This is a genomic window from Rhodomicrobium udaipurense JA643 (genome assembly GCF_000636015.1).
GTDB classification, from domain to species: Bacteria; Pseudomonadota; Alphaproteobacteria; order Rhizobiales; family Rhodomicrobiaceae; genus Rhodomicrobium; species Rhodomicrobium udaipurense.
This window is the reverse complement of sequence record NZ_JFZJ01000030.1, coordinates 1-24853: the sequence shown is the minus strand read 5'-3', so window position 1 is coordinate 24853 and position 24853 is coordinate 1. Positions and strand designations below refer to the sequence as shown.

Genomic DNA, 24853 nt, shown 5'->3' with positions numbered 1-24853 from the left:
GTTCTTGCCGCGCTTTTGCGTTCGCTCTAATGCTAGGCGAAAATTTCCTATGACCTGCGGCGCACACGCCGCGTTAGGCTATACGATGACGAAGAAAGACGAGGCCGCCCGGCCGACGAAGAACGGCTCGGCGAAGGACGACGCTTCCGGCAACGCGAAGACGGCCGACGCCGCGGCGCAAGGCGGGCGCGACTGGTCGAAGACGCTGTTCCTGCCGAAGACCGATTTCGGCATGAAGGCGGGGTTGCCGAACCTCGAACCGAAGCTCCTCGACCGCTGGGAGAAGATGGGCCTCTACAAGCGCCTGCGCGAGGACTCGGCGGGCCGCGAGAAATTCGTGCTGCATGACGGCCCGCCCTACGCCAACGGCAACATCCACATCGGCACCGGCCTCAACAAGATCCTGAAGGACGCCATCGTCCGCTCGCAGCAGATGCAGGGCAAGGACGCGAACTATGTGCCGGGCTGGGACTGTCACGGCCTTCCCATCGAGTGGAAGGTGGAAGAGCAGTACCGCGCGAAGGGCAAGAACAAGGACGAGGTGCCCGTCAATTCGTTCCGCCGCCAGTGCCGCGAGTTCGCCGCGAAGTGGATCGGCGTGCAGATGGCCGAGTTCAAGCGCCTCGGCGTCGAGGGCGACTGGCCGAACCATTACTCGACCATGGCCTTCGAGGCCGAGGCGACCATTGCGGGCGAGTTGATGAAATTCGCCATGAACGGGCTGCTGTATCGCGGCTCGAAGCCGGTGATGTGGTCGGTGGTCGAGCGGACCGCGCTCGCCGAGGCCGAGGTCGAGTATCACGAGCATGCGAGCGCGGCGATCTATGTGAAGTTTCCGGTGGCGGCCTCCCTTGGTAAGGGAGAACTCGACGGCGCGTCCATCGTCATCTGGACGACGACGCCGTGGACCATCCCGGCCAACCGCGCGATTTCCTATTCGCGCCGGATCGGCTACGGCCTCTATGAGGTGACGGCAGCGCCCGAGGACAACTGGACGAAGGTTGGCGAGCGTTTCATCCTCGCGAAGTCGCTCTCGGAGAATTTCTTCAAAGCTGCCCGCGTTGATGAATGGACGCTCATCGATGACGTCGATCCTGCGGGCCTCGTCGCCGCCCACCCGTTCCATGCGAGCGACGGCTACGAATTTAGCGTGCCGCTCCTCGAAGGCGACCACGTCACCGAGGACGCGGGCACGGGCTTCGTGCACACCGCTCCCGGCCACGGCGCGGACGACTTTGAAATCTGGATGGCGAAGGGCCGCGAAATCGCGGCGGCGGGCATCGACACCACGGTTCCCGATACGGTCGGTCCGGACGGCTATTACCGCGCGCATGTCGGCCTGTTCGGCGGCGCGGAGCCGAAGCGCGTGGTTGACGACAAGGGCAGCTTCGGCAAGCTCGACGATACGCGCTACGCAAACGCCGCCGTGGTTGAAGCGCTGAAGGCCGCTGGCGCGCTCGCGTCCATGAACCCGCGCCACAAGCACGACTACCCGCATTCGTGGCGGTCGAAAGCGCCGGTCATCTTCCGCAACACGCCGCAATGGTTCATCGCGATGGACAAGCCTGTGGCTGTTCCCGGCGACGTCGCGGGCGGGGAGGACGCAACCTTGCGCGCGCTGGCGCTCGCCGCGATAGACGACACGCGCTTTGTGCCGCCGCAAGGTCGCAATCGCATCGGCGGCATGGTCGCCGACCGCCCGGATTGGGTCATTTCGCGCCAGCGCGCGTGGGGCGTGCCGATCACCGTTTTCGTCCACAAGGAGACGGGCGAGGTCATCCCGAACGCGGGCTTCAACGGCGCGGCGGAGCTTCAATTGCGCATCGTGGCGGCGTTCGCGGCCGAGGGTGCGGATGCGTGGTTCGCAGACGCCGCGGCAACGCGTTTCCTCGATGGCCTCGTCGCCAACCCGGACGAGTGGGAGCAGGTGCGCGACATCCTCGACGTGTGGTTCGACAGTGGCTCGACGCACGCCTTCGTGCTCGAAAAGCGGCCCGACCTGAAATGGCCCGCCGACCTCTATCTCGAAGGCTCGGACCAGCATCGCGGCTGGTTCCAGTCGTCGCTGCTGGAGAGTTGCGGCACGCGCGGGCGCGCGCCCTTCGACACGGTGCTGACCCACGGCTTCGTCAATGACGAGCAGGGCCGCAAGATGTCGAAGTCCCTCGGCAACACGGTCGCGCCGCAGGACATCATCAAACAATCGGGCGCGGACATCCTGCGTCTTTGGGCGCTGTCGTCGGACTACACCGAAGATCTGCGCATCGGGCCGCAGATCATCCAGTCGGCGGTCGATGCCTATCGCAAGCTGCGCAACACGCTGCGTTACGTGCTCGGCAATCTCGCGCATTACGAGCCGGGGCATGACGTCGCCGTGGCGGAGATGCCCGAGCTTGAGCGCTACATCCTGCATCGCGTTGCCGAAATCGATGCGGAGCTTCGCGCGGCCTACAACGCTTTCGACTTCCGCAAGGCGTATCGCGTGCTCGCCGAGTTCTGCTCGAACGACCTGTCCGCGATCTATTTCGACATCCGCAAGGACACGCTTTATTGCGAGGCGCATTCCAGCCCGAAGCGGCGCGCATCGCTGACCGTGCTGAACACGCTGTTCGAGGCGCTGACCGCATGGCTCGCGCCGATCCTGCCGTTCACGGCGGAAGAGGCCTGGCTCGCGCGGCACGGCGCGGACGCGGAAGGCTCGGTGCATCTGAGCCGCTTCCCGGCGATCCCGGCGGCGTGGCGCGACGATGCGCTCGGCGAGAAGTGGGAGAAGATCTTCGCCGTCCGCCGCGTCATCACGGGCGCGCTTGAGATCGAGCGGCGCGAGAAGCGTATCGGGTCGAGCCTCGAAGCCGCGCCCGACATCTACATCGGCAACAAGGAACTTGCCGCCGTGGCGAAAGCCGCCGACTGGGCTGAAATCGCCATCACGAGCGGCTTCGCGATCAAGTCCGGCGACGCGCCCGAGGACGCTTTCACGCTCGACGAGGTTGAGGGCGTGGCCGTGGTGCCGAAGCGCGCCGAGGGGCGGAAATGCGCGCGCTCGTGGCGCATCACCGACGATGTCGGCAGCGATCCGGCCTATCCCGAGCTTTCGGCGCGCGATGCGGCAGCGGTGCGGGAGTTCGACGCGCGGGGAGCTTAGGCTGCGCGCTTAAACGCCTCCCGGAGATATCTAAATGACGGCCGGGTTTGTCCCGGCCGTCTTAGTCCAAAGGTCGACAATGTGAGACGGCGCTGCTTCCGGTCACACACTGCGGGCGGAACCCTAGAATTCGATCACGACTGACGGTGCGCTACGCCGCCCCTCTCCTTGGTAGACAGCCTCGATATTGTTGCCATCAGGATCGAGGACGAAAGCTGCATAATATCCTGGATGATAGGCTCTCACACCGGGCGCACCATTATCGCGACCTCCATGTGCCAACGCTGCGCTGTAGAAAGCATCCACGGTGGCACGATCCTTAGCCTGAAACGCCAGATGGTGGCGCCCGGTTAGCTCGCCTAAAGCTGTTGGGCTGTCCACGGAGGAAACGACGAGTTCGTCGGCCAGGAAGTAGCCATTGTCCGTGCTAACAATTGGTATATCCAGTATTGCCATAACTGCGGTGTAGAAATTCTGGCTTGCCTTGATGTCTTGCACCACAAGCTGAATGTGATCAACAAGTCGTCCACAATGGACGTGGTTGGTTTCCACAGCAATTCCTTATGCATAGGTGGCATCGAGGAAGTCTACGACAGGGCTCAGTAACTGGTAACAGCTCTTTGCGTCATCGACGCGCATCCACTTTACTCGCTCCTGCTCCGATGCATGTACGGTCAATTTTGTGCGATTTCCCGAGAAATCGGCTTCAAGACAAAAAAGGCCGGGACATGCCCGGCCTTCGTCGCGTCTGCCTAGCGTCGCGGGCTTGTTCAGCCGACGATTTCGCTCTCCTGGAAGACGAGGCCGATTTCCTGCGCCGCGTTGTCCGCGCTGTCGGAGCCGTGCACGGAATTGCGCTCGATGTTCTCGGCGAACAGCTTGCGGATCGTGCCGTCAGCGGCGTTCTCCGGGTTCGTCGCGCCCATGATCTCGCGATACTTCGCGACGGCGTTCTCGCCTTCGAGCACCTGAACCACGATCGGCGCGGAGGTCATGTAGGTCACGAGGTCGTTGTAGAAGGGGCGAGCCTTGTGCACGGCATAGAAGGACGCCGCGTCTCCCGCATCCCACTTCACGCGCTTCTGCGCGATGATGCGAAGGCCCGCGCCCTCGATGACGGCGTTGATCTTGCCGGTGAGGTTACGCTCGGTGGCATCGGGTTTCAGAATGGAAAGGGTGCGCTCGACGGCCATGTGCTCGCTCTCGCTTTGGGTTGGTCGGGATGGTGGCTTTCGTCGGATGTAGTGCCGACGGTGCGAATCTTACAGGGCGGTGTATAGCGGAGCGGCGGAAACCGGGCAAGCTACAGCGGAAAGACCGCGACCTCGTTCTTCTTGATGCCGAGTGCCAGGCGGCCTTCCTTCAGCGCAAGCGCCTTGTCGCCGAACAAGGGACGCCGCCAGCCCTTCAGCGCGGGCACATCCGGGTCGTCATATTGCGCGAGCTTTTCGAGATCCTCGGCGCTGGCGAGAAGCTTCGGCGCAATGTCGAGTTCGGCGGAGACGGCCTTCAGCAGCACGCGCAGAAGCTCGACGGTGGCGGAAGCCCCGGCCGAAAGATCGACATGCGCCGCCGCGTTCACCACGTCGCCCGGATCGCGGCCAAGTGCGGCCTCGACCGCGCGCAAGATCGCATCGCCGCGCGACCTGACGCTGTCGCGCACGGAGCGGAGCCGCGACAGGGTTTCGAGCGTGCGCGGCGCGTGCTTGGCCACCTCGTAGATCGCTTCGTCCTTGAGCACGCGCCCGCGCGGCACGTTCTCGTCCTGTGCCGCACGTTCGCGCCAGGCCGCAAGCTCCATAATGATGGAACGAGCCGTGCGCGACTTGCCGCCAAGCTTGAGGCGCTTCCACGCGTCGGCCGGATCGAAGGCATAGGTCTTCGGATCGGTGAGGACGGCAACTTCTTCCTCAAGCCATGGTTCGCGGCCGGTCTGCTCAAGCCGCTGCTTCAGCTTGGCGTAAACGTCGCGCAGATAGGTGACATCGCCGAGGGCATATTCGAGCTGCTTCGGCCCGAGCGGACGCTGGCACCAGTCGATGGCCTGATAGGTCTTGTCGTGGTTCTTCTTCAGCAGCTTCTTGACGAGCGCGCCGTAGGAGATCGCATCGCCGTGGCCGAGCGCCATCGCGGCGATCTGCGTATCGAACAGCGGCATCGGGATCACGCCCGCTTCCTGCCAGACGATTTCGATGTCCTGACGGGCGGCGTGGAAGACCTTCACGACGGCGGTATTCGCCATCAGCGCGTAAAACGGCGACAGGTCGAGGTTCGGCAGCGGATCGACGACGGCCTCGATACCTGGCGCGGCCATCTGGATGAGACAGAGCTTCGGCCGGTAGGTCGTCTGCCGCATGAACTCGGTGTCGACGGTCACGTAGGGCTGTTTCGCCAGCGCATCGCAAAGCGTCTTGAGGTCTTTGATGGAGGTAATGACGGGCGGCAGATCAATCATTCTTTTATTGTAGCTCGGGCTGTGGGGCGGCTCTCGTGACTGGCTCGCATTCTTGACAAACATCGCGGTCCATGCGCTGGTTTGTCCGCGATTCAAGCGCTCTGGAACAGTGGGCGACCAGAACTGTGTCTCTTTTAAGCCGCTTTGCCGCCGTTCGGTCAAGAATTGCTGAACGGCGCCGGCTCCGATCCTGAAGGATGACTTCTGTGGAAAAAACCGCGTCTGGCGGGCGGGCAAAGTCCGCCATCTCCGGCAAGAAAACGAAGCAGGAAACCGAAGTGAACACGGTTGACGCGAAAGGGGCGGAGGCGAACTCTGGCGCGGCGAAGCTGCATGCCTATCGCTCGACGACCTGCGGGGCGCTACGGAGAGCCGACGCGGGCAAGACCGTGCGCCTTTCGGGCTGGGTCCATCGCGTGCGCGACCATGGCGGCCTCCTGTTCATCGACCTGCGCGACCATTACGGCCTGACGCAATGCGTGGTCGACCCGTCCGCTCCCGCGTTCAAGTCGGCCGAAGCGGTGCGCGCCGAATGGGTCATCCGCATCGACGGCGACGTGGTGATCCGCGAGGGCGACACCGTGAATCCGAACCTGCCGACAGGCGAAGTCGAGGTGCGCATCGGCACGCTCGACGTGCTGTCGAAGGCGGAGGAACTGCCGCTGCCCGTATTCGGCGAGCCGGACTATCCGGAAGACGTGCGTCTGCGCTACCGCTTCCTCGACCTGCGCCGCGAGACGCTGCATCGCAACATCATCCAGCGCACGAAGATCATCGCCGACATGCGAAAGCGGATGGTGGACGCGGGCTTCACCGAATTCTCGACGCCCATCCTCACCGCGTCGTCGCCCGAAGGCGCGCGCGACTTCCTCGTGCCGTCGCGCATCCATCCCGGCAAGTTCTACGCGCTGCCGCAGGCGCCGCAGCAATACAAGCAGCTCCTCATGGTGGCGGGCTTCGACCGCTACTTCCAGATCGCGCCGTGTTTCCGCGACGAAGATCCCCGCGCCGACCGTCTGCCCGGCGAGTTCTACCAGCTCGACCTCGAAATGAGCTTCGTCACGCAAGAGGACGTGTGGGACACGATGGAGCCGGTCATCCGCGCGGTGTTCGACGGCTTCGCGGGCGGCAAGCCCGTGACCGATGTTTTCCCGCGCATCGCCTATGATGACGCCATCACGAAATACGGCACCGACAAGCCCGACCTGCGCAACCCCATCGAAATGCAGGACGTGAGCGAGCATTTCCGGGGCTCCGGCTTCAAGGTGTTCGCAGGGATGCTGGAGAAGGACAAGAAGGCCCGCGTCTGGGCCATCCCCGGCAAGACGGGCGGCAGCCGCGCGTTCTGCGACCGCATGAACTCGTGGGCGCAACAGCAGGGCCAGCCCGGCCTCGGCTATATCTTCTGGCGCAAGGAAGGCGACGCGCTCGAAGGCGCTGGCCCGGTCGCGAAGAACATCGGACCGGAGCGCACGGCGGCAATCGCGGCGCAGCTTGGTGTCGGCGATGGCGACGCGGTGTTCTTCGTCGGCGGCGACCCGGCGAAGTTCTACAAATTCGCGGGCGAGGCGCGCACCCGCGTCGGCGAGGAACTGAACCTCGTGGATCGCGAACGCTTCGAACTCGCCTGGATCGTGGACTTTCCGTTCTACGAATGGAACGAGGACGAGAAGAAGGTCGATTTCGCGCACAACCCGTTCTCCATGCCGCAGGGCGGCCTTGAAGCGCTGGAAACGCGCGACCCGCTGGAACTCAAGGCGTATCAGTACGACCTCGTCTGCAACGGCTTCGAGATCGCGTCCGGCTCGATCCGTAACCAGTCGCCCGAAACCATGGTGACGGCGTTCGAGAAGGTCGGCCTCACGAAAGCGGACGTCGAAGAGCGCTTCGGCGGCCTCTACCGCGCGTTCCAGTTCGGCGCGCCGCCGCATGGTGGCATGGCGTTCGGCATCGACCGCATCGTGATGCTCATCACCGGCGCGAAGAACCTGCGCGAAATCTCGCTCTTCCCCATGAACCAGCAGGCCGAAGACCTGCTCATGGGCGCGCCCTCCGAGGCGGGCGCGAAGCAGCTCCGCGACCTGCACATCCGGCTCAACCTGCCGAAGAAGGAGGCTTGACGTAAAGCGATCAAGTGATCGGCTTTACGGTCTGGCTACGGCAGAACAGATAGAGGCGGCGTGACGGGGCCTGCGCACCAATTGGCCTTCGTTAACGCCGCCTTTTCGCGAGCTGGACGCTTGCGACGCGCTTCCGCATCGCGGAAAGCGACAAGCGCTGGCTTCGGTGCCGCGCGGACTTCGTGAACCCGAACAACGATTTGAGTGTTGCTCCTTAATCAGGTGATTAAGTGGTTGCGCCTCGCGAGCGGCACGATCATCGCTGGCGCGGTCGATAGCGCATCCGCCATGCCACGCATAATCGATCGAGGAGAGTACATGCCGCGCTGGCGATGGATGCTGATGCGACTCACGCGGCAGCTTTGGGTGCGTGCCACGCTGATCGGGGCGATGGGTATCGTCGCGGCGCTTCTTGCCACCGTGGCGGACCGCTTCATTCCCTGGCGCTTCCCGGTTTCCATCGGCGCGGATGCGGTCGACAGCATCCTCACCATCATAGCGTCGAGCATGCTGGCCGTGACCACGTTTTCGCTCAACGTCATGACCTCCGCCTATGGTTCGGCCACGAACAATGTCACGCCGCGCGCGACCAAATTGCTGATGGAAGACGCGGTTACTCAGAACACGCTGTCGACCTTCATTGGCTCCTTTCTGTTCGCGATCGTCGGCATCGTCGTGCTCAAGACCGGCGCCTATGGCGAGCACGGACGCAGTATCCTGTTCGTGGTGACGATTGCGGTCATCGCGCTGATCGTTGTCGCGCTCCTGCGCTGGATCGATCACCTCACGCGGCTCGGGCGCGTCAGCGAGACTACGGAACGGGTCGAGACGGCGACGAAATGCGCGCTCGAGGAGCGGCTCGAAGAGCCTTACCTCGGGGGAGTTCCCCTGCGCGATCGCAGCGATGTGCCGGACCACGCTACGCCCCTTGTGGCGAATGCGGTTTGTTACGTTCAGCATATCGACATGGAAGCGCTATCGGCTTGCTGCGAAGAGGCGGACGCCGAAATATATCTATCGGCGCTTCCCGGCACCTTTCTCTACAGCGATACGCCGCTGGCGTGGGTCGACTGGAAGAGCGGCGAGAACAGCGAAGAGTTTCGGGACGGCATCTTGAAAGCCTTCACTCTTCGCAGCGAACGCGACTTCGATCAGGACCCCCGTTTCGGCATCGTGGTACTGAGCGAGATCGGCACGCGAGCGCTTTCGCCCGCCACCAACGATCACGGGACCGCGATTGACGTTATTGGGCGCTTGACGCGGCTCATGACCATTTGGGCGAAGGGTTGCGAGGAAATGCGCGATAGCGAGCCGAAATATTCGCGCGTCCATGTCCCGCCGCTGAAATCGGAAGAACTCCTTGAGGACGGCTTCATGCTGCTGGCTCGGGACAGCGCTGGTCTCGTCGAAGTGCAACTGCGCCTGAGGAAGGCGCTTACGGCGCTGAGCCGCATAGGAGATCAGGATTTTCGGGCGGCCGCGCTACATCAGGCACAATTGGCGCTCGACAGAGCCGAACAGGGCTTGCCGCTCGATGCCGACCGGGCGCGGCTACGAGAATAGAGCGATGCAGCCTCGAATAAGGTTGAAAATCTATTATAGAAATATTCGATGGCGATAAAGAATTTACCGATACGGGGATAAAATGGGACAGGCAAACATCAAGGAAAATCCCCTTGAAGATGTCGAATACGGCGACGACAAAGCAACTTCCACCGAAAGTGAGTTGAGAGCGCTCTATATCGATCTCTTGCAGAAGACGCTGACCAATGAAATTTATGGCGATCTGCCGATGGACCCTTGGTCCGGCGGAAAATACGACGCCACCAAACGCGCGCTAGGGCGCGATTGGCCCTCTCAAGCCATGACGATGATTGGCGCCAAGCGAATGGCCAATCTGCGCCAGTTGACCGAGTCGGTGATCAATCAGGGCGTGCCCGGCGACTTCATCGAGACCGGGGTTTGGCGAGGGGGCGCCTGCGTCTTCGTGCGGGGGATCTTGAAAGCTTATGGCGTGACCGACCGGCGCGTCTGGGTGGCGGATTCCTTTGAAGGCCTGCCACCTCCGGACCCGAATTGCCCCCAGGATGCCGGGGACAAGCACCACACCTGGGAGCCGCTGGCCATCAGTCAGGAGCAGGTCCGGGATAATTTCAGCAAGTTGGGGCTGCTTGACGATCAGGTCAAATTCCTCAAAGGCTGGTTCAAGGACACCTTGCCGGGGGCACCCATCGAAAGGCTGGCGATTTTACGTCTTGATGGCGACATGTACGGCTCGACCATGGACGCGCTCCTGCCTCTTTATGCCAAGGTGTCTCGGGGCGGGTTCATCATCGTCGATGATTTTGGTGCAGTACAAGGATGTCGGCAAGCAATCGCCGATTTTCGCGCCGCCAATAACATCACCTCACCGATTATCGACATTGATGGCGTGGGCGTGTTCTGGCAGGTCCGTGCGCAAGGCTGACTAAATTTGTGCATGCTCCGCGCGCCTTCAGCGGCTGTGCAAGGCGGGGCCTTGGCATCGTCGGATCGATCAGCACAGATCGAATTGCTATCGCGACGCATGATGGTGCGGGCGGCCGGACTCGAACCGGCATGGCCTTACGGCCGAGGGATTTTAAGTCCCTTGCGGCTACCATTTCGCCACGCCCGCGTAGCAATAAGAAGTATGCGAAGCTTGGGCGACTCGCAACTGCCGATCCGCGAAGAGCGCTGAGCCTGTTCCGAGCGACTGCACCGCTATGAAACGGCAAGCGGTCGCGATCTTGAATTTCAGAGACGCGCTCACCGATCGGCTTGATCCACCTGATCGGTCCGGCTCTAGCGCGGCCCCCGCAACGCGGCCGGGCGCGGCGGGATGATTTCGGCCCGCGGTAGGGCGCGTCGCCCGTAGCGGATCGCGGCGAGGAGTAGCAGCCACAGCGTCGTCGCGTTCAGAAGATGCCACAGGAAATGCGTGCCGAGGCGATAGCCCAGAAGCGTGAAGCTGTCGCACAACGTGGGGTCGAGCGTGCGGAAGGTGAGCGACACGGCGAAGGTGACAGCCGCTGCGAAGACGAGCGCCGCCGCGCGGTGTCGCCGGATCGCGAGCCAGCCCGACATCAGGAACAACGCGATCACCGCCGGACCATAGGCGAGGCCACCGTTGAGACATGCCGCGCGCGCGCCTTCGGGCACGGCAAGCGCGAAGCCGATGCGGCCGCCATAGCATTGCACCTGCCCGGAAAGCGCCATCGCCGCCACGAAAAGCGCGATCAGCCCGGCGGTTATCGCCACGCCCGCACCCGCGAATCGCCTCAGCGCGAAGACGAGATAGGTCAGCATGAAGATGCCGATCGGGATCGTGTCCGCCGCGCCCGTGCTCGGGTTTGGCACCGTGTGGAACAGAAAGCTGCCGATGCCGATGGCGACGAAATTCAGTGCGAAGAAGATGCTCCACGCCGACCGCTCGGCGGGCGTTTGCCGCGCGATCATCACCGCGCCTGCGATCCCCGCGGCGACAAACGCGGCGTTTGTGATCGCGTTCAACGGTTCCGCCCAGAAGGCCGGGCTCATGCCCCGCTCGCAATAGGCGAAAATCGTTGCTCCCTGCATGGCCGCTCCCCCCGTTTTCCGGCTGGCGCCCTGCCTCAGCCGCCGCGCACGCCGCCTTCGCGAGCCGGATACGCTTCATACAGGAAGGTGGATTTTCGCGAAAAGACAAATGAAAAGGCAAATCGCGCGGCGGTTTTCCCAAGCGCAGGAAATCGCATTCCGAGCTGCATGGCGCGGCCCCGGGCTTACGGTTGCGAAATGTTACTCTTCGCCGGCTTGGCCAAGTTGGTTAACCATCCTAAAGTAGGATCAGGCACATTGACGTCTTTTCGGGGGAATGGACATGATCTTTCGCGCACTGTTAACCGGCGCCGCCCTTCTCGGCCTCGCCGCTTCGGCCGAAGCCGGAGCATACCTGACGCCGCGCTCCGATGGGGTCGCCGTCCCGCACATCAAGAAGGTTCACGCGACGCCGCAACGCTCTTCGAAATTCTGCGGTGAGTGCAAGGACTGCTGCGGCGCCTACCGCGTCATCTACGCCGAAAGCTGGTATGGCTTCGAGCGCGTGATCGCGCCGGTGCGCCGCGCCGAGCATGGCGATCAGGTGCGGCTGCCCGGCGGCTCGTGGGTGTATTGCGAATTCTCCTGCGAGTACACGCTGAAGCGTCAGAGCCTCGACTTCTGGCAGGGCCAGGGCGCGGGCGGCGACGGCGACCAAAGCTCGCCCGGCTATTTCAGCTTCAACCTTTATCCGAACGGCGCGATCGAGCGTCGTCCCTGATCGCTCAACGCATTGGCCGGGTGGCGGTTTCGGCCGCCCGGCCGCGAATTTGCGTGCGTGTCAAGCCCGCTCTGGCCGCATCGATAGCCGCGATCCGTCGCGCGCTTCGTCCGGCATGGTGTCCGTTCCCATGACCTTGTCCCAGAAGCGGAAATAGAGCCCGTAATTCCGGTCGAAGCGGATGTGATGATAGCTGTGATGCGTGGCCGAGATGAGCTGACCGCCGACCGGCCCGCGCACGAGAAAGCGCGGCAGCACCTCCCAGCCCGAGTGGTTCCACACGGCCACGAAGCTCATGAACATGAGAAGCCCGATGAGCACGCCGACATGGATCGGCACCACGAAAACCATCGCGGGCATGAGCCACGCCGTCAGCGCTGCCTCCGCAGGATCGAAGGCGAAGGACGCGAAGGGCGTCGGCTGGCGCGAACGGTGGTGTCCGGCATGCATCCAGCGGAACAGCCTCGGGTGATGCATCAGGCGATGCGCGAAGTAATAATAGGTGTCCTGCACCACCAGATAGATGAAGAAGCTGAGGAAAAGATAGGGCACGCCGCCGTAAGCGCGCCAGTCGGTATAGATCGCCGTGCCGCCGTTCAGGAAGACGGTGAGCGCGAAAGCGGCTGGCGCGGCGTAAACCGCCGACGAGAGCAGCGACAGGCGGATTTCCTTCATCACGATGCCGCGCATCGGCCGGTCGCGGTTGAGCCGCTTCGCCCGCAACTTTTCACCGCCGCGCTGCCAAAGCAGCCAGTAGAACAGCCCGGAAAGAGCGAGATAGCGCGCCGCGATGATCGCGGTCAACGCCGCCGCCAGCCCGAGGAATTGCCAAGCCATTCTGCCTCCCGACGCGTTGTGATGCGACAGCGGGTTATCGTGACCGGGCCCCGTCGCGGCTTGTCGCCTTGCCTTGGAGCGCTATCGCGTTCCAAATCCTGTTTGAGCGTGATCTTATCGTAAAATCAGGGTCCGCTTTTGCGGATTAAGCTTTAGAAAGGAAACTTTCTGCTTTTCGCAAGCGGACGCCATGCACATCCTTGCGAGGAGGGCAATCGAAATGACGCGGGTCGCCATTAGTCACTTGAGTTGGAACGCGAAACCTGGAGCGTCGGATAACGTGGGCGTCTTGGGATAACGCGGGCGTCTTGGCCTGGTGGAGCGAATTTGACATTTGAGTTCCGGTTGCAGCGAGCTCTCTCTCAAATGCCAAATTGAAAAGCTCGACGAGAATTGGAAAGTTACTAATGGTCTTTGCTCGCTCGATTCCGACATTTGCTCGCGAGGTTGCTGCGAAGACGCATCGGAAGCGGACCATCAGCCGTTCCCCGGTTCCGCAAGCGCGAGCCAATCCTTCGCGCGGGCTTCTGGATCGGGTGCGAACACGACATCCGACACGACCGCGATGCTGTCCGCCCCCGCCGCGTAGACATCCGGCGCGCGTTCCAGCGTGATGCCGCCGATGGCGACGAGCGGGCGTTTTGCGAGCGCCTTCCATTCGCCGACGCGCGCGAGCCCCTGCGGTGCCCACGGCATGACCTTCAGCGTCGTCTGATAAACCGGGCCGAGCGCGATATAATCGGGATCGAAGGATAGAGCGCGGTCGAGTTCCTCGTGGCTGTGCGTCGAAAGGCCAAGCTTTAGCCCGGCGCGGCGGATTGCTGCCACGTCGGCCGTGTCGAGGTCGCCCTGTCCGAGATGCACCCACGGCGCGCAGCAATCGATAGCTTCGCGCCAGTGGTCGTTGACGACGAGAGCCGCGCCATGGACTCGGCACGCTTCGAGCGCCTGCGTGATCGCGGGCGCAATATCCGAAGCGTCAGCATCCTTCATGCGCAGTTGCATCAGTTTGACGCCAACGCGCGCGAGACGCTCGACAAAGGTGACATCCGGCACGACGGGATAGAAGCGGGGCAGGGCGGTGGTCATCGGGAAACCTCGCACGAATGATCGGCAAACAGCTCGGCACGCCTGGAACAGCCTGCGTTGATACGACTCAATGTGACGTCGAGGAGCTGATCGACAAGCGAGACTAACAAGGTCGTGCTCGTCTGATTTACGGCGCGATCTATGGAGCCGTCTTGCTGCGGCTCTCATATCAAATTCCGAACTGCTCTGGATTCAATAAGTTTCGTGCCACCCCCAAGTCTACTTCAGCGGTAGCTGGATGAACCCATGCGCCAGAGCACGCTACAACAGAGCAAGCCCAGCCACGGGCGACGACGGGCTCGCCATGTCGCGCGGCGGCATGATGCCCGACCGATACGCAATGCGCCCCGCCTCGACGGCCTTCGCGAACGCGACCGCCATCGCAACCGAATCGGCTGCTTTCGCCACCGCCGTGTTGATGAGCACGCCGTCATAGCCCATTTCGAGCGCCAGCGCGGCATGGGACGGCGCGCCGAGGCCCGCATCGACGATGAGCGGCAGGTCGGGATAAAATGCGCGTAACGTCTTGAGGCCGTACGGGTTCATGAGCCCGCGCGCCGAGCCGATGGGCGCGGCCCACGGCATGAGAACCTGGCAGCCCGCGCCGACAAGCCGCTGCGCAACGCTCAGATCCTCGGTGCAATAAGGCAGCACCTTGAACCCATCGCGCGTGAGCTTTTCGGCCGCGTCGACGAGGCCGTACACGTCCGGCTGAAGCGTGTCGTCGTTGGCGATGACCTCAAGCTTGATCCAGTCCGTCTCGAACACTTCGCGCGCCATTTGCGCCGTGGTGATGGCCTCGCGCGCCGTATGGCAGCCCGCCGTGTTCGGCAGAACGCGCGCGCCGAAGCTCTTCAGGAGGTCGAAAAAGTGCTGACCGGTCTTCACGTCACCGCTCGACTCCCGCCTGAGCGATACGGTCACGATCTCGGCGCCGCTTGCCTCAACCGACCGCCTGAGGATGTCGGGCGACGGATATTGCGAGGTGCCGAGCAGCAGCCGCGAGCTGATGGCTTCGCCATAGATCGAAAGCGCGTCGGCAGTTCCGGTAGCAAGTGACATTCAATCAGCCTCCCTGTCGGGGCGACAGGATTTCGACAGTGTCGCCATCGGTGAGCTCCGCCGTGATGCGTTCGGTTTTCGGCACGAACGCGCCGTTCAGAGCCGTTGCGATCTTCGCGTCGGCGAAACCCAGTTCGCGGCAAAGCGAATCGAGTGTCGTCGCGTCGGTCGCAAGGGCCTCACCATTCACCATTATCTTCAAGGAGAACTCCCGGAGCCTTTGCACCCGACTCTATATAGTCGGCCGTGATCTTCGCGAGGATAGGTGAAAGCAGAAAACCGTGGCGGAAAAGGCCGTTCACGTAAAGGCGCGGCCGCCCGGACTGCGTTTTTCCGATGATGATCCTCGGCGCGTTGTCCGGGAAGGACGGGCGCACGTCCGCATCCATGAACGCGATCCGCGCCTCGCCGAGCGCCGGGATCAGCGCATAAGCCGCCGCCATGATCTCGGTTACGGAACGCAGCGTCGCCGGACCGCGATCGTCGCTTTCGATGGCAGTGGTGCCGATCATGAACTGGTTGTCCGACCACGGCACGATGTAGAACGGAATGCGCGGATGCGTCATGCGCACGGGCCGCGAAAGTGTGACGCCGGGGCAGTCCACCACGACGCGCTCGCCGCGAACGCCGCGCAGCGTCTTTAGATGATCGCGCGCGGCAAGGCCACGGCAGTCGACCACGACATCGGCGTCGGTCTCCTCCCACGCCTCGGCAACAAGCTTCGCGCCCGCCGCTGCGGCTTCCTGAATGAAATATTCCAGCGCGACGAACGGCTCGATATGGCCTTCGTCCTTATAGAAGAGGCCGTCGCGAAAGCGGTCTTCGAGGGCTGGTTCGAGCGCGGAAATTTCATCCACGCCGACGCGGGTGTGTCCCTGCGTAACGGCGCCGAAACGCTGAAGGTCGGCCACATCGCGCGGGGACGCTACCACGAGAGTGCCGTTCAGCTTGAGATGCGGATAGTGCTCTTTCCAGATCTCCATCGCTTCGAGACCGAGGTCGCGGGCCTCTTCGTGCCCCGGTTCGCCCTCGCAATAGGAGCCGAGCATGCCGCCCGCGCACCCGCTCGCGCAGTTCTGCGACGGGGTTCCCGCAGGGTCGTACAGCGTAACCTTGTGTCCACGGCGCGACAGGAGAAAAGCCTGCCACATTCCAGCGGCGCCAGCGCCAATGATGTCAATTTTTGCCATGCGCGAGGTTTGGATGACTCCGGGGAAAAAAGCAAGCAAGCGGCCAGTGGGGCGTTATCGTTTCTTTCGCGAGGGCGCAGAAGACACGATGGGGGGACGCCGGGGGGTCTGGCTCGCCTGCTTGCTGCAACCATCGGACGGAGTTTGCGGCCACCACCGATGTTCTTCGTTTGTTCTAAGTCCGGTTCAGGCTTGTGTCAAGCAGATTTCGGGCGTACAGAACAGCCACTTTTTTGAGAGGTGCCAGCTGTGAAAAAAGAAAAACCAAACGCATACTACGATGCAGGCGCAGCGCTTCAGAATGCCCAGGCGGGCGGTTTTCCTCTCACGCGCTTGCGCCGGACGAGACAGGCTGCGTGGTCGCGCGCGCTCGTCGCCGAAAACACGCTTTCCGCATCCAATCTGATCTGGCCGATCTTCGTCATGGACGGCCTGCGCGCGAAGCAGCCCGTTCCGTCGCTTCCGGGCGTCGACCGTATGTCGGTGGACCTCGCCGCCGAAGCCGCCGAACAGGCCGCCGAACTTGGCGTTCCGGCTGTCGCGCTCTTTCCCTATACGCGCCCCGATCTGCGCGACGAAGCGGCGACCGAAGCCTTCAATCCGGAAAACATCGTCTGCCGCGCGGTGCGCGCCATCAAGGCCCGCGTGCCGAACATGGGCATCATCTGCGACGTGGCGCTGGACCCCTATACGAGCCACGGCCAGGACGGCCTGATGGTCGGCAATGAGATCGTCAACGACCTGTCGCTCGAAGCGCTGACGCGTCAGGCGATGAATCAGGCAGAAGCAGGCTGCGACGTGCTCGCGCCATCGGACATGATGGACGGTCGCATCGGCGTGATCCGCTCGGCGCTCGAAAGCCGCGGCTTCTACAACACGCAGATCATGGCCTATTCGGCGAAGTACGCCAGCGCGTTCTATGGCCCGTTCCGCGATGCGGTCGGCTCGTCCGGCACGCTCAGGGGCGACAAGCGCACCTACCAGATGGACCCGGCCAACTCCGACGAGGCGATTCGCGAAGTTGCGCTCGACCTCGCCGAGGGCGCGGACATGGTCATGGTGAAGCCCGGCATGCCGTATCTCGACATCGTTCGCCGCGTGCACGAAGAGTTCAAGGTGCCGACCTTCGTCTATCAGGTGTCGGGCGAATACGCGATGCTGCTCGCTGCGTTTCAGAACGGCTGGCTCACCCGCGACAAGGTGATCCTCGAAAGCCTGATGGCGTTCCGCCGCGCAGGCGCTTCGGGTATCCTCACTTATTTCGCACCGGAAGCCGCGCGACTCTTGAAGGCGTAACCGGTGAAGGTCAAATTCGCTCCACTGGGCGGCGGTTCGCCGCCAGAGGAGATGCGTGTATGACCATACTCGCGGCACGGGTTTCTGAAGAGCCGCGCGTCAGCCTTGAGGACATTCGGGCGGCGCGCGAGGCTCTTCGCGGCGCGATCATCCGCACGCCCGCCGTGGAAGCGCCGAAGCTGTCGGCGCTTTCGGGCGCGCAGATCTTCATCAAGTACGAGAACATGCAGGCGACCGGCTCCTTCAAGGAGCGAGGCGCGCTGAACAAGTTGCTCTCGCTCGACGCAACGCAGCGCGAGCGCGGCGTGATCGCGATTTCGGCGGGCAATCACGCGCAGGCCGTCGCCCATCACGCGGCGCGGCTCGGCATTCCGGCGACCATCGTCATGCCGGAAGGGACGCCGTTCAACAAGGTCGGGGCTACCGAAGCTTTCGGCGCGAAGGTGATCCTCTACGGCGAGAGTGTTGCCGAATCGCGCGTCGCGGCCGACCGGCTCATCGTCGATCACGGCTTCACCCTCGTTCATCCCTATGACGACCCGGCCGTGATCGCAGGGCAGGGGACGGCGGCGCTCGAATTTCTGGAAGACTGCCCGGACCTCGATTGTCTCATCGTGCCCATCGGCGGCGGCGGGTTCATCTCGGGCGTCGCCATCGCAGCGAAGGCGCTGAAGCCCGACATCGAAATCATTGGCGTTGAGGTGGAGAGCTATCCGTCCACCTACGCGGCGCTGCGCGGACGCATCGCGGAATGCGGCGGCGCAACGCTGGCGGAGGGAATCGCGGTGAAAACGCCCGGTGGGCATACGCTGCCTGTCATGCGCGACCTCGTGACGGACGTGGTGCTCGTCAGCGAATCCATGGTCGAGAGCGCCATCTTTCTACTCGCCAGCCTTCAGAAGACGGTGGCCGAAGGTGCGAGCGCGGCGGCCCTCGCGGCCGTCCTGTCTGATCGGCGGCGGTTCCACGGGCGGCGCATCGGCCTGTTCCAGTCCGGGGCGAATATCGATAGCCGCGTGCTCGCCGCCATCATCATCCGTGGCCTCGAACGCGAATCGAAGATCCTGTCGCTGCGCATTCAGGTCGATGACCGGCCGGGCATGCTCGGCGAGCTTGCGAGCGAGCTTGGCCGCTGCGGCGCGAACATCCTCGAAGTGCACCACCGTCGCTTCTATCTCTACGTGCCCGCGAAATCTACGCTCGTGGATATCGTGATCGAGACGAAGGATGCGCGTCACGCCGAGGAAATCATCGGGAAGCTTCGCACGCATGGCTTCAGGGTGGAGCGGCTGAACGCGAGCGGCGGCGAGCCCGCGCCGCGCATGGAATAGGCGGCGCTTCCGCCGGGCGAGTGGCGAAACCTGAAATGAATCCGCCCCTCTCTCGCGGGAGAAAGGGGCGGCAGCCCAGCCGGCTAATCGGGAAATCTTATTTGATCGGATCGCCGTCCTCGTCCGGCTCGTCGTCCCTATCGGAGTCGTAAGGCGGCGGGGGAGGGGGTGGAGCGTCGCGATAGCGCTCGCCGTTGAAGCGTTCTTCGCGGGAATAGCGCTCATAACCATTGTAATAGCTGTAGTCGCGGCGCGGTGAGGAATAGGGCAGGTTCGCCATCACGACGCGGCGGCATTCGGAATTGAGGCTCTCGATGCGCTCGCCGAGGCATTCCACGATCTGACCGCCGCCGGGCCGCACGCCGTTGCAGAAGCGGCGATAATCCGGCATGCACACCTCGATGGCATAGGCGAACTTGATCGCCTTGAGGCAGCCGGGATTGAGCTGCGCCTCGTTGTCGAGCAGGCAGCGCCCCACGCGGCCGTCGCCGGGGAGGACATCGGAACAGAGCCGATGATAATCGGGCCGACACGATTGCATCACGCTGTCGAGGATTTCGGGCGGCAGGTCGGCTGCGGCGGCCGCCGAGGAACCGGCAATAAGACCGGCAAGGAAGACGTATTTTGCAGGGTTGAACATCGAAGTCTCCGGGGCGCGCGCGCCTCAACCGGCGCGAGCGAATCTGAGCGCAGTAAACCCGAAAATTCCGGCTGGATTTCGCCCTAACGAAGGCTAAACGCGGTGGCGACCGTACGGGGGCGCGGCGGTCTGTAACAGGATGTAACGCGTGCTGAACGGCTGTTCATGATGGCGGACGGCGACCTCAGCGATGCCGTTTCTGCTATCCAGTTTCGCCGCCGGGAACCTGCGCCAGTGCGTTCGCCCCGAACGTCCAACTGCTTGATGAGCACCTGCGTGACGTGTCGTTTGCCGCGAGCTTGCCGCTGGCGAAAAGCTCGCGGATTGTGACGCTCGTTCATTCACGCGAGCGGGTGTCCACTTCCGTCGCAAACGCCCTCAATGGGCACTTGGGATTGGCCTGACGAGGCCACGCCGCCCTTACGTTAAGCGATTCCCGACGAAACCTTGACTTCAAGGGATAATCCGGCTTGGCTGCGATCATCCCTTCCTGAACCCAAGGTCTCCAATGTCAGTGCGTATTCTTCCGGCGGCTGCGGCTGCGTTTCTTGGCTGCGGTCTGGCGAGCGCCGCCGCCGCTGCCGATCTGACCATCGCCATCGACGGGCTTCGATCCGACAGGGGCGAGGTCAAGCTCTGCGTCTTCTCCGCCGAGACCTCAAACAAGGCCGTTTTTCCCGACTGCGTCACCGGGCGCCCGGTGAAACAGGGCAGCGCCATCATTCGCGGAGGGAAGGTGGTCGTGACCTATAGCGGCCTCAAGCCGGGCGTTTACGCCGTGGCATCGATCCACGACGAGAATGGCGACGGCAAGCTCGGCACGAATATGGTCGGCATCCCGACCGAGGGCATTGGCGTTTCGAACAACCCCACGCTGTTCGGGAAGCCGGACTTTGCGAAAAGCGCCTTCGAGATCGCGGGCAACACGCGCATCGCGATAACAGCGAAATATTTCTTCTGAGCGACCGGTAAAATCGCTCGTCGGGCAAAAAAAAGCCGCGCGAAGTTTCCGCGCGGCTTTTTTTTGTGGCGATGCCGGAGCCTATTGAGAAGTCGCCTTTTCCTCGGCGCGGTTCTTCAGGAGCGACAGCCCTATCGATCCGAAGATCAGGATCGCGGTCATGCCGAGCGCCCATTCGGTCGGAATATCCGGCCACTCTTCGGGATAGTTGAAGATCATCTTGAAGCCGATGAAGACCAGCGTGAGCGACAGGCCGTATTTCAGATAGCGGAACTTGTCCACCATGCCTCGCAGCGCGAAGAACAGGGCGCGAAGGCCGAGGATTGCGAACACGTTCGAGGTGTAGACGATGAACGGGTCGCGCGTGATCGCGAAGATCGCCGGGATGGAGTCGAGCGCAAACACGATATCGGTGATGTTGAGCACGATCAGCACCAGGAAAAGCGGCGTTGCCACTCGCTTGCCCGTGCCGGAGAGACGCACGAAGAACCGCTCCCCGTGATAATCCGTGGTCATCGGCAGCACGCGCCGCGTCCATTTCACGATGCGGCTGTTTTCGAGGTCGACCGCCTCCTCACCGGATGTCATCGTCTTTATGCCGGTATAGACGAGGAACGCGCCGAGGAAGAGCACGGTGAAGTGGAAGTTCTCGATCAGCGCATAGCCCGCGAGAATAAACACCCCGCGCAGCACGAGAGCGGCGAGAATACCCCACAGGAGCACGCGCATCTGCAAATGCGATGGCACCTGAAAATAGGTAAAGATGATGACGAACACCAGAATGTTGTCCATCGACAGGGCATATTCTATGAAATAGCCCGTCAGGAACTCGACCGCTTTCTGGTTGCCGAACTCGAAATAGATCCACGCATTGAAACAGAGCGCGAGCGCGATGTAGCCCGCGGTCATGATCAACGCTTCCCGCACGGGAATCGCGCGCGCCTTCCTGTGGAACAGGCCGAGATCGGCGGCGAGGATCGCGAGAATGAGGGCGGTGAAACCAAGCCACGCCCAGATAGAATGCTCTTCAAACATTGAAATGTGGATCCTTCACAAGGCACGCGGTCACGGTTGTTTCAGGCTCGCCTTACCCGAAAAGCGTTTACAGGCGATGCCTGACCGCCGTCCGACCTCGATGTTCGAAGCCGGGGCGAAATCGCAGCAATCGCGCGAGAGACGAGGGGGCAACAAATTCGCGAGACACCGGACCAGCACGGCGGTTCGTTTCTGTCGCTCCCGGAAATGGGTGCCGCGATGGCGACCTTCTAGTTCCACCGCGACAGCTTCAGAGCATGAGAGAAATAAGGCCGGAAATCGGCGGGATTGTGGTCAGTTTATGGCAGGACCGAATACCAGAACGGCGTTGAGCCCGCCAAAGGCGAAAGAGTTGGACATTGTATAGCCGATGGCGCGATGGCGGCCTTCATGCGGCACATAGTCGAGATCGCACCCTTCGCCCGGTTCGTCCATGCCGATGGTCGCCGGAATGAAGCCGTCCCGCATGGCCTGCACGCAGACGACCGCTTCCAAGCCGCCGGCAGCGCCAAGGCAATGGCCGTGCATCGATTTGGTGGACGAAACGGCGAGCCTGTCCGCATGTGCGCCGAAGGCCTTGCGGATGGCGCGTGTTTCGTTGATGTCGTTCGCGGCCGTGGCGGTGCCGTGCGCGTTGAGATAGTCGATATCGGACGGCGAGAGCCTCGCGTCGTCGAGCGCGATCTGCATCGCCCGCGTCGGGCCGTCGATGTCGGGGTTGACCATGTCGGCGGCGTCGGACGTCATGCCGAAGCCCAGCACTTCGCCGAGCACGGTGGCGCCGCGCGCCGTCGCATGCTCCATGTCTTCGAGCACGAGGATGCCCGCGCCCTCGGCGATCACCGTGCCGTTGCGCCGCTTTGAGAAGGGAAAGCACCCTTCCGGCGAAAGCACACGCATCGCCTGCCATGCGCGCATGCAACCATAATTGAGCGGCGCTTCCGAAGCGCCCGCGACCGCGACATCCACCATCCCGGAGCGGATCATCTGGAAGGCGAGGCCGATGGCATGCGCCGAGGTGGAGCAGGCGCTGACCGTGCCGAACACCGGCCCCTTGATGCCGTGCTCGATGCTGATATGCGCAGACGAAGAGCTGATGATGGTTTTCAGGAGCGTAAGCGGGTGCGTTGCCTTCTTCTGGTGAGCGAAGATATCTTCGTATGCTTTTTCCTGCGTCGTAACTCCGCCCGCGCCGGACCCTACGATGCAGGCTGCGCGCTCGCCGAGCGGACCCTCCAACCCGGATTGGCGCACGGCCTCCCATGCGGCGGCGGCGGCATATTGGGTGAAGCGGTCGGAAAGCTGCACGCCACGGCTCATGCAAAGCTCGCGCGCATCGAAGTCGGGCACCTCGCCGCCGATGGTGATGTAAAGATCGAGCAGCGGAAAACTTTCGAGCGGCGCGATGCCAGTCTCGCCGGCCTTGATGGCGCTCCAGAACTTCTGGACCCCTGTGCCGAGAGCCGAGACGACGCCCGTCCCCGTGATCGCCACGCGGCGGCCGCTATTTCTCTCGCTCATTCGGGACTCCCCCAAGACTGATAAATGGGCGGGAGCGCGATCCCGTTCGGTCGAGAACGACCGCGCGAACCGTCACGCCGCCGCGTCGGACGAATTCTGCGATGCGAGCACGGTCGTGACCTTGTCGACCACCGAGCCGACGGTGCCGAAGTCCGCCATTTCTTCGTTGGCGTTATAGGGAATCTGGATTCCGAAGGTATCCTCGATATCGAAGACGATAACGGCAAGATCCAGCGACTCGATTTCAAGATCGGTAAGCTTGGTATCGAGAGCGATCTCTTTCTCCGGATGGCGCATGTTCTTGCGCAGGATGGCGATGATTTTTTCGGCGACGTCGTCCATTCGAGGCTCCCTGGCGGAACCGCAATTCATGCTGCGGTTTCGATTCCTTATGGCGCGTCGGGAACGATTAGCGGCATTCCCGCGTCAAGTCCAGCGAACTCGCCGATGGCTTTGTTCCGGCTGGGGATATGTTACTTCGTCCTTTTGTAGGGTACCCCCGGAGCCGCAGCCGATCAGGTTCAATCACCGGATGGGTAAATCCGTCGCCGAACCTGAGTGTAGTGGCATTTCGCAACCGGGTTGCAGGTCCGGTTCGATTGGAACGCCTTCCAGCGTTCTCGATGTCGCAGAGTTGAAGGTTCGCCGTTGGTAGGCATTTCGGCCTGTTTACTTAGATGATACCGTACGCGTCGAAAAAACAAGAAAAACGCATATTTCAGGCAGGGATGGAACGGGCATGGACGGTCATCAGGATCCGCAGGTTGTGGAAACGAACGACAAGGGGACTCAAGCGGGAACGGCGGCGGCGATCCGTCCATGGCTGAGATCATATCCGGCGGGAGTCGACTGGTTTCAGGTTTTCGAGCCGAAGCCGCTGCCGGTCGCGCTTGAAGAGACGGTCGCCCGCTTCCCCGACAAGCCCGCGTCGTGGTTCTTCGGCAAGACGATGACCTACGCGGAACTCGGCGCGGCGGTGGATCGCGCGACGAAGGCGCTTCAAGGCCTCGGCGTGCGCGAAGGCACGCGAGTGGGCCTGCTGTTCCCGAACTGTCCGGCCTTCGTCATCTTCTATTATGCGACGCTGAAGGCGGGCGGCACTGTCGTCAGCCTCAACCCGCTTTATACCGTGCCGGAGCTCGCCTACCAAGTGAAGGACGCGGGCGTGAAAATCGTGGTGACGGCGGATCTCGCGGCCACGCTTCCGAAGGCGAAGGCGCTCGTCGATAACGGCACGCTCGAAACTGTCATTGTCGCACCGTTCAAGAAGATGCTGCCGGGCCTGAAAGGCTTCCTCTTCGGCCTGTTCAAGGGCAAGGATCTTGCGAAGTGGACACCCGGCAGGGGCCTCCTAAGCGCGGAGGAGCTGCTCGACAATGACGGCCATTACGACCGCAGCGCGATCGACGTTAACGCCGTGGCCGCGCTGCAATATACGGGCGGCACGACGGGCACCCCGAAAGGCGCGATGCTCACGCATGCGAACCTCTCCATAAACGTGCAGCAGGCGGCGGCGTGGTTTCCGGGGCTCGCCATCCCCGGCGAGGAGCGCTTTTTCTGCGTGATCCCGTTCTTCCATTCCTTCGCGATGACCGGCCTGATGAACTTCGCGATCCTCAAGGGCGCGCAGATGATCATGCTGCCGCGCTTCGAGTTGAAGCTCGCGCTGAAGACCATCGACCAGACGAAGCCCACCATCATGGCGGGCGTGCCGACGCTGTTCAACGCCATGGCGAAGGTGCCGGACATCAAGAAGCACGATTTGTCCTCGCTGAAGTTCTGCATTTCGGGCGGCGCGGCGCTGCCTCTCGAAGTGCGGCGCGATTTCGAGAGCGTCTCCGGCTGCGGTCTGG

The 24853-nt window shown here is 62.7% G+C and carries 22 protein-coding genes and 1 tRNA gene; 9 read left to right on the top strand and 14 right to left on the bottom strand.

Features of this window, described 5'->3' with window-relative positions:
* Positions 1-85: 85 nt before the first annotated feature.
* Positions 86-3145 (top strand): isoleucine--tRNA ligase, encoded by a 3060-nt coding sequence (gene ileS, locus T281_RS06710; protein ID WP_037236176.1) that lies wholly within the window; start codon positions 86-88, stop codon positions 3143-3145.
* A gap of 123 nt (positions 3146-3268) precedes the next feature.
* Here the strand turns inward: ileS and T281_RS06705 are convergent, their stop codons facing one another.
* From T281_RS06705 to rnd, 3 genes are all read right to left on the bottom strand, one after another.
* Positions 3269-3697 carry a VOC family protein gene (locus T281_RS06705; protein WP_081796650.1) on the bottom strand — a complete coding sequence of 143 codons (429 nt, stop codon included), beginning with the start codon at positions 3695-3697 and terminating at the stop codon, positions 3269-3271.
* A 218-nt stretch (positions 3698-3915) separates the two neighbouring features.
* Positions 3916-4338 carry a nucleoside-diphosphate kinase gene (gene ndk / locus T281_RS06700; protein ID WP_013418533.1) on the bottom strand — a complete coding sequence of 141 codons (423 nt, stop codon included), beginning with the start codon at positions 4336-4338 and terminating at the stop codon, positions 3916-3918.
* 110 nt (positions 4339-4448) lie between these two features.
* Positions 4449-5600, bottom strand: coding sequence for a ribonuclease D (gene rnd / locus T281_RS06695; RefSeq protein ID WP_037236127.1), 1152 nt, complete (start codon positions 5598-5600; stop codon positions 4449-4451).
* A gap of 329 nt (positions 5601-5929) precedes the next feature.
* Between rnd and aspS the strand changes: the two genes are divergently transcribed.
* The 3 genes from aspS to T281_RS06680 all read left to right on the top strand — a co-directional run bounded on the left by aspS (position 5930) and on the right by T281_RS06680 (position 10187).
* On the top strand, positions 5930-7720 hold the full coding sequence (aspS, locus tag T281_RS06690) for an aspartate--tRNA ligase (RefSeq protein ID WP_037236174.1): 1791 nt from the start codon (positions 5930-5932) through the stop codon (positions 7718-7720).
* A gap of 318 nt (positions 7721-8038) precedes the next feature.
* Positions 8039-9283 carry a DUF2254 domain-containing protein gene (locus T281_RS06685; protein WP_037236171.1) on the top strand — a complete coding sequence of 415 codons (1245 nt, stop codon included), beginning with the start codon at positions 8039-8041 and terminating at the stop codon, positions 9281-9283.
* Positions 9284-9365: 82 nt separating this feature from the next.
* Positions 9366-10187, top strand: coding sequence for a TylF/MycF family methyltransferase (locus tag T281_RS06680; RefSeq protein ID WP_037236124.1), 822 nt, complete (start codon positions 9366-9368; stop codon positions 10185-10187).
* 103 nt (positions 10188-10290) lie between these two features.
* Here T281_RS06680 and T281_RS06675 read toward each other — a convergent pair.
* Both T281_RS06675 and T281_RS06670 read right to left on the bottom strand, forming a co-directional pair.
* A tRNA-Leu gene (locus T281_RS06675) sits at positions 10291-10376 on the bottom strand.
* Positions 10377-10543: 167 nt separating this feature from the next.
* Positions 10544-11317, bottom strand: coding sequence for a ceramidase domain-containing protein (locus T281_RS06670; RefSeq protein WP_081796648.1), 774 nt, complete (start codon positions 11315-11317; stop codon positions 10544-10546).
* Between the two features lie 283 nt (positions 11318-11600).
* On the opposite strand from T281_RS06670, the gene T281_RS17555 reads away from it, so the two are divergent.
* On the top strand, positions 11601-12038 hold the full coding sequence (locus T281_RS17555) for a hypothetical protein (protein ID WP_155955139.1): 438 nt from the start codon (positions 11601-11603) through the stop codon (positions 12036-12038).
* A 60-nt stretch (positions 12039-12098) separates the two neighbouring features.
* On the opposite strand, the gene T281_RS06660 is transcribed toward T281_RS17555, so the two are convergent.
* From T281_RS06660 to T281_RS06640, 5 genes are all read right to left on the bottom strand, one after another.
* Positions 12099-12875: a sterol desaturase family protein gene (locus tag T281_RS06660; RefSeq protein ID WP_037236121.1), complete on the bottom strand. Its 777-nt coding sequence runs from the start codon at positions 12873-12875 to the stop codon at positions 12099-12101.
* A 477-nt stretch (positions 12876-13352) separates the two neighbouring features.
* On the bottom strand, positions 13353-13964 hold the full coding sequence (locus tag T281_RS06655; protein ID WP_081796647.1) for a thiamine phosphate synthase: 612 nt from the start codon (positions 13962-13964) through the stop codon (positions 13353-13355).
* A 261-nt stretch (positions 13965-14225) separates the two neighbouring features.
* Positions 14226-15026: a thiazole synthase gene (locus tag T281_RS06650; RefSeq protein WP_037236118.1), complete on the bottom strand. Its 801-nt coding sequence runs from the start codon at positions 15024-15026 to the stop codon at positions 14226-14228.
* A gap of 4 nt (positions 15027-15030) precedes the next feature.
* Positions 15031-15219: a sulfur carrier protein ThiS gene (thiS, locus tag T281_RS06645; RefSeq protein ID WP_199502264.1), complete on the bottom strand. Its 189-nt coding sequence runs from the start codon at positions 15217-15219 to the stop codon at positions 15031-15033.
* Positions 15206-16216 (bottom strand): FAD-dependent oxidoreductase, encoded by a 1011-nt coding sequence (locus T281_RS06640; protein ID WP_037236113.1) that lies wholly within the window; start codon positions 16214-16216, stop codon positions 15206-15208. The genes thiS and T281_RS06640 overlap by 14 nt, the downstream gene beginning before the upstream one ends.
* 249 nt (positions 16217-16465) lie before the next feature.
* On the opposite strand from T281_RS06640, the gene hemB reads away from it, so the two are divergent.
* Both hemB and T281_RS06630 read left to right on the top strand, forming a co-directional pair.
* The gene (hemB, locus tag T281_RS06635) at positions 16466-17512 is read left to right on the top strand and encodes a porphobilinogen synthase (RefSeq protein ID WP_199502260.1); all 1047 of its coding nucleotides are present in this window, start codon (positions 16466-16468) and stop codon (positions 17510-17512) included.
* A 59-nt stretch (positions 17513-17571) separates the two neighbouring features.
* Positions 17572-18843, top strand: coding sequence for a threonine ammonia-lyase (locus tag T281_RS06630; RefSeq protein WP_037236111.1), 1272 nt, complete (start codon positions 17572-17574; stop codon positions 18841-18843).
* Between the two features lie 97 nt (positions 18844-18940).
* Here the strand turns inward: T281_RS06630 and T281_RS17550 are convergent, their stop codons facing one another.
* Positions 18941-19483 (bottom strand): hypothetical protein, encoded by a 543-nt coding sequence (locus tag T281_RS17550; protein WP_052037194.1) that lies wholly within the window; start codon positions 19481-19483, stop codon positions 18941-18943.
* 508 nt (positions 19484-19991) lie between these two features.
* On the opposite strand from T281_RS17550, the gene T281_RS06620 reads away from it, so the two are divergent.
* A complete protein-coding gene (locus T281_RS06620) occupies positions 19992-20444 on the top strand; it encodes a DUF2141 domain-containing protein (RefSeq protein WP_037236108.1) in 453 nt (150 codons plus the stop codon).
* Between the two features lie 81 nt (positions 20445-20525).
* On the opposite strand, the gene T281_RS06615 is transcribed toward T281_RS06620, so the two are convergent.
* From T281_RS06615 to T281_RS06605, 3 genes are all read right to left on the bottom strand, one after another.
* Positions 20526-21479, bottom strand: a complete 954-nt coding sequence (locus T281_RS06615) for a TerC family protein (RefSeq protein WP_037236105.1) — start codon at positions 21477-21479, stop codon at positions 20526-20528.
* Between the two features lie 294 nt (positions 21480-21773).
* The gene (locus T281_RS06610; RefSeq protein WP_037236102.1) at positions 21774-23000 is read right to left on the bottom strand and encodes a beta-ketoacyl-[acyl-carrier-protein] synthase family protein; all 1227 of its coding nucleotides are present in this window, start codon (positions 22998-23000) and stop codon (positions 21774-21776) included.
* Positions 23001-23072: 72 nt separating this feature from the next.
* The gene (locus tag T281_RS06605) at positions 23073-23342 is read right to left on the bottom strand and encodes an acyl carrier protein (RefSeq protein ID WP_013418552.1); all 270 of its coding nucleotides are present in this window, start codon (positions 23340-23342) and stop codon (positions 23073-23075) included.
* 397 nt (positions 23343-23739) lie between these two features.
* Here T281_RS06605 and T281_RS06600 point away from each other — a divergent pair.
* A partial coding sequence (locus T281_RS06600; RefSeq protein WP_155955138.1) for an AMP-binding protein occupies positions 23740-24853 on the top strand: 1114 nt, incomplete at its 3' end.

Bases quoted from the DNA above. Each gene is read 5' to 3' on its own strand.
- ileS (WP_037236176.1), top strand. From the start codon at position 86: ATGACGAAGAAAGACGAGGCCGCCCGGCCGACGAAGAACGGCTCGGCG.
- ndk (WP_013418533.1), bottom strand. From the start codon at position 4,338: ATGGCCGTCGAGCGCACCCTTTCCATTCTGAAACCCGATGCCACCGAG.
- rnd (WP_037236127.1), bottom strand. From the start codon at position 5,600: ATGATTGATCTGCCGCCCGTCATTACCTCCATCAAAGACCTCAAGACG.
- T281_RS06685 (WP_037236171.1), top strand. From the start codon at position 8,039: ATGCCGCGCTGGCGATGGATGCTGATGCGACTCACGCGGCAGCTTTGG.
- T281_RS06680 (WP_037236124.1), top strand. From the start codon at position 9,366: ATGGGACAGGCAAACATCAAGGAAAATCCCCTTGAAGATGTCGAATAC.
- T281_RS06670 (WP_081796648.1), bottom strand. From the start codon at position 11,317: ATGCAGGGAGCAACGATTTTCGCCTATTGCGAGCGGGGCATGAGCCCG.
- T281_RS17555 (WP_155955139.1), top strand. From the start codon at position 11,601: ATGATCTTTCGCGCACTGTTAACCGGCGCCGCCCTTCTCGGCCTCGCC.
- T281_RS06660 (WP_037236121.1), bottom strand. From the start codon at position 12,875: ATGGCTTGGCAATTCCTCGGGCTGGCGGCGGCGTTGACCGCGATCATC.
- T281_RS06655 (WP_081796647.1), bottom strand. From the start codon at position 13,964: ATGACCACCGCCCTGCCCCGCTTCTATCCCGTCGTGCCGGATGTCACC.
- T281_RS06650 (WP_037236118.1), bottom strand. From the start codon at position 15,026: ATGTCACTTGCTACCGGAACTGCCGACGCGCTTTCGATCTATGGCGAA.
- thiS (WP_199502264.1), bottom strand. From the start codon at position 15,219: ATGGTGAATGGTGAGGCCCTTGCGACCGACGCGACGACACTCGATTCG.
- T281_RS06640 (WP_037236113.1), bottom strand. From the start codon at position 16,216: ATGGCAAAAATTGACATCATTGGCGCTGGCGCCGCTGGAATGTGGCAG.
- T281_RS06630 (WP_037236111.1), top strand. From the start codon at position 17,572: ATGACCATACTCGCGGCACGGGTTTCTGAAGAGCCGCGCGTCAGCCTT.
- T281_RS17550 (WP_052037194.1), bottom strand. From the start codon at position 19,483: ATGTTCAACCCTGCAAAATACGTCTTCCTTGCCGGTCTTATTGCCGGT.
- T281_RS06620 (WP_037236108.1), top strand. From the start codon at position 19,992: ATGTCAGTGCGTATTCTTCCGGCGGCTGCGGCTGCGTTTCTTGGCTGC.
- T281_RS06615 (WP_037236105.1), bottom strand. From the start codon at position 21,479: ATGTTTGAAGAGCATTCTATCTGGGCGTGGCTTGGTTTCACCGCCCTC.
- T281_RS06610 (WP_037236102.1), bottom strand. From the start codon at position 23,000: ATGAGCGAGAGAAATAGCGGCCGCCGCGTGGCGATCACGGGGACGGGC.
- T281_RS06605 (WP_013418552.1), bottom strand. From the start codon at position 23,342: ATGGACGACGTCGCCGAAAAAATCATCGCCATCCTGCGCAAGAACATG.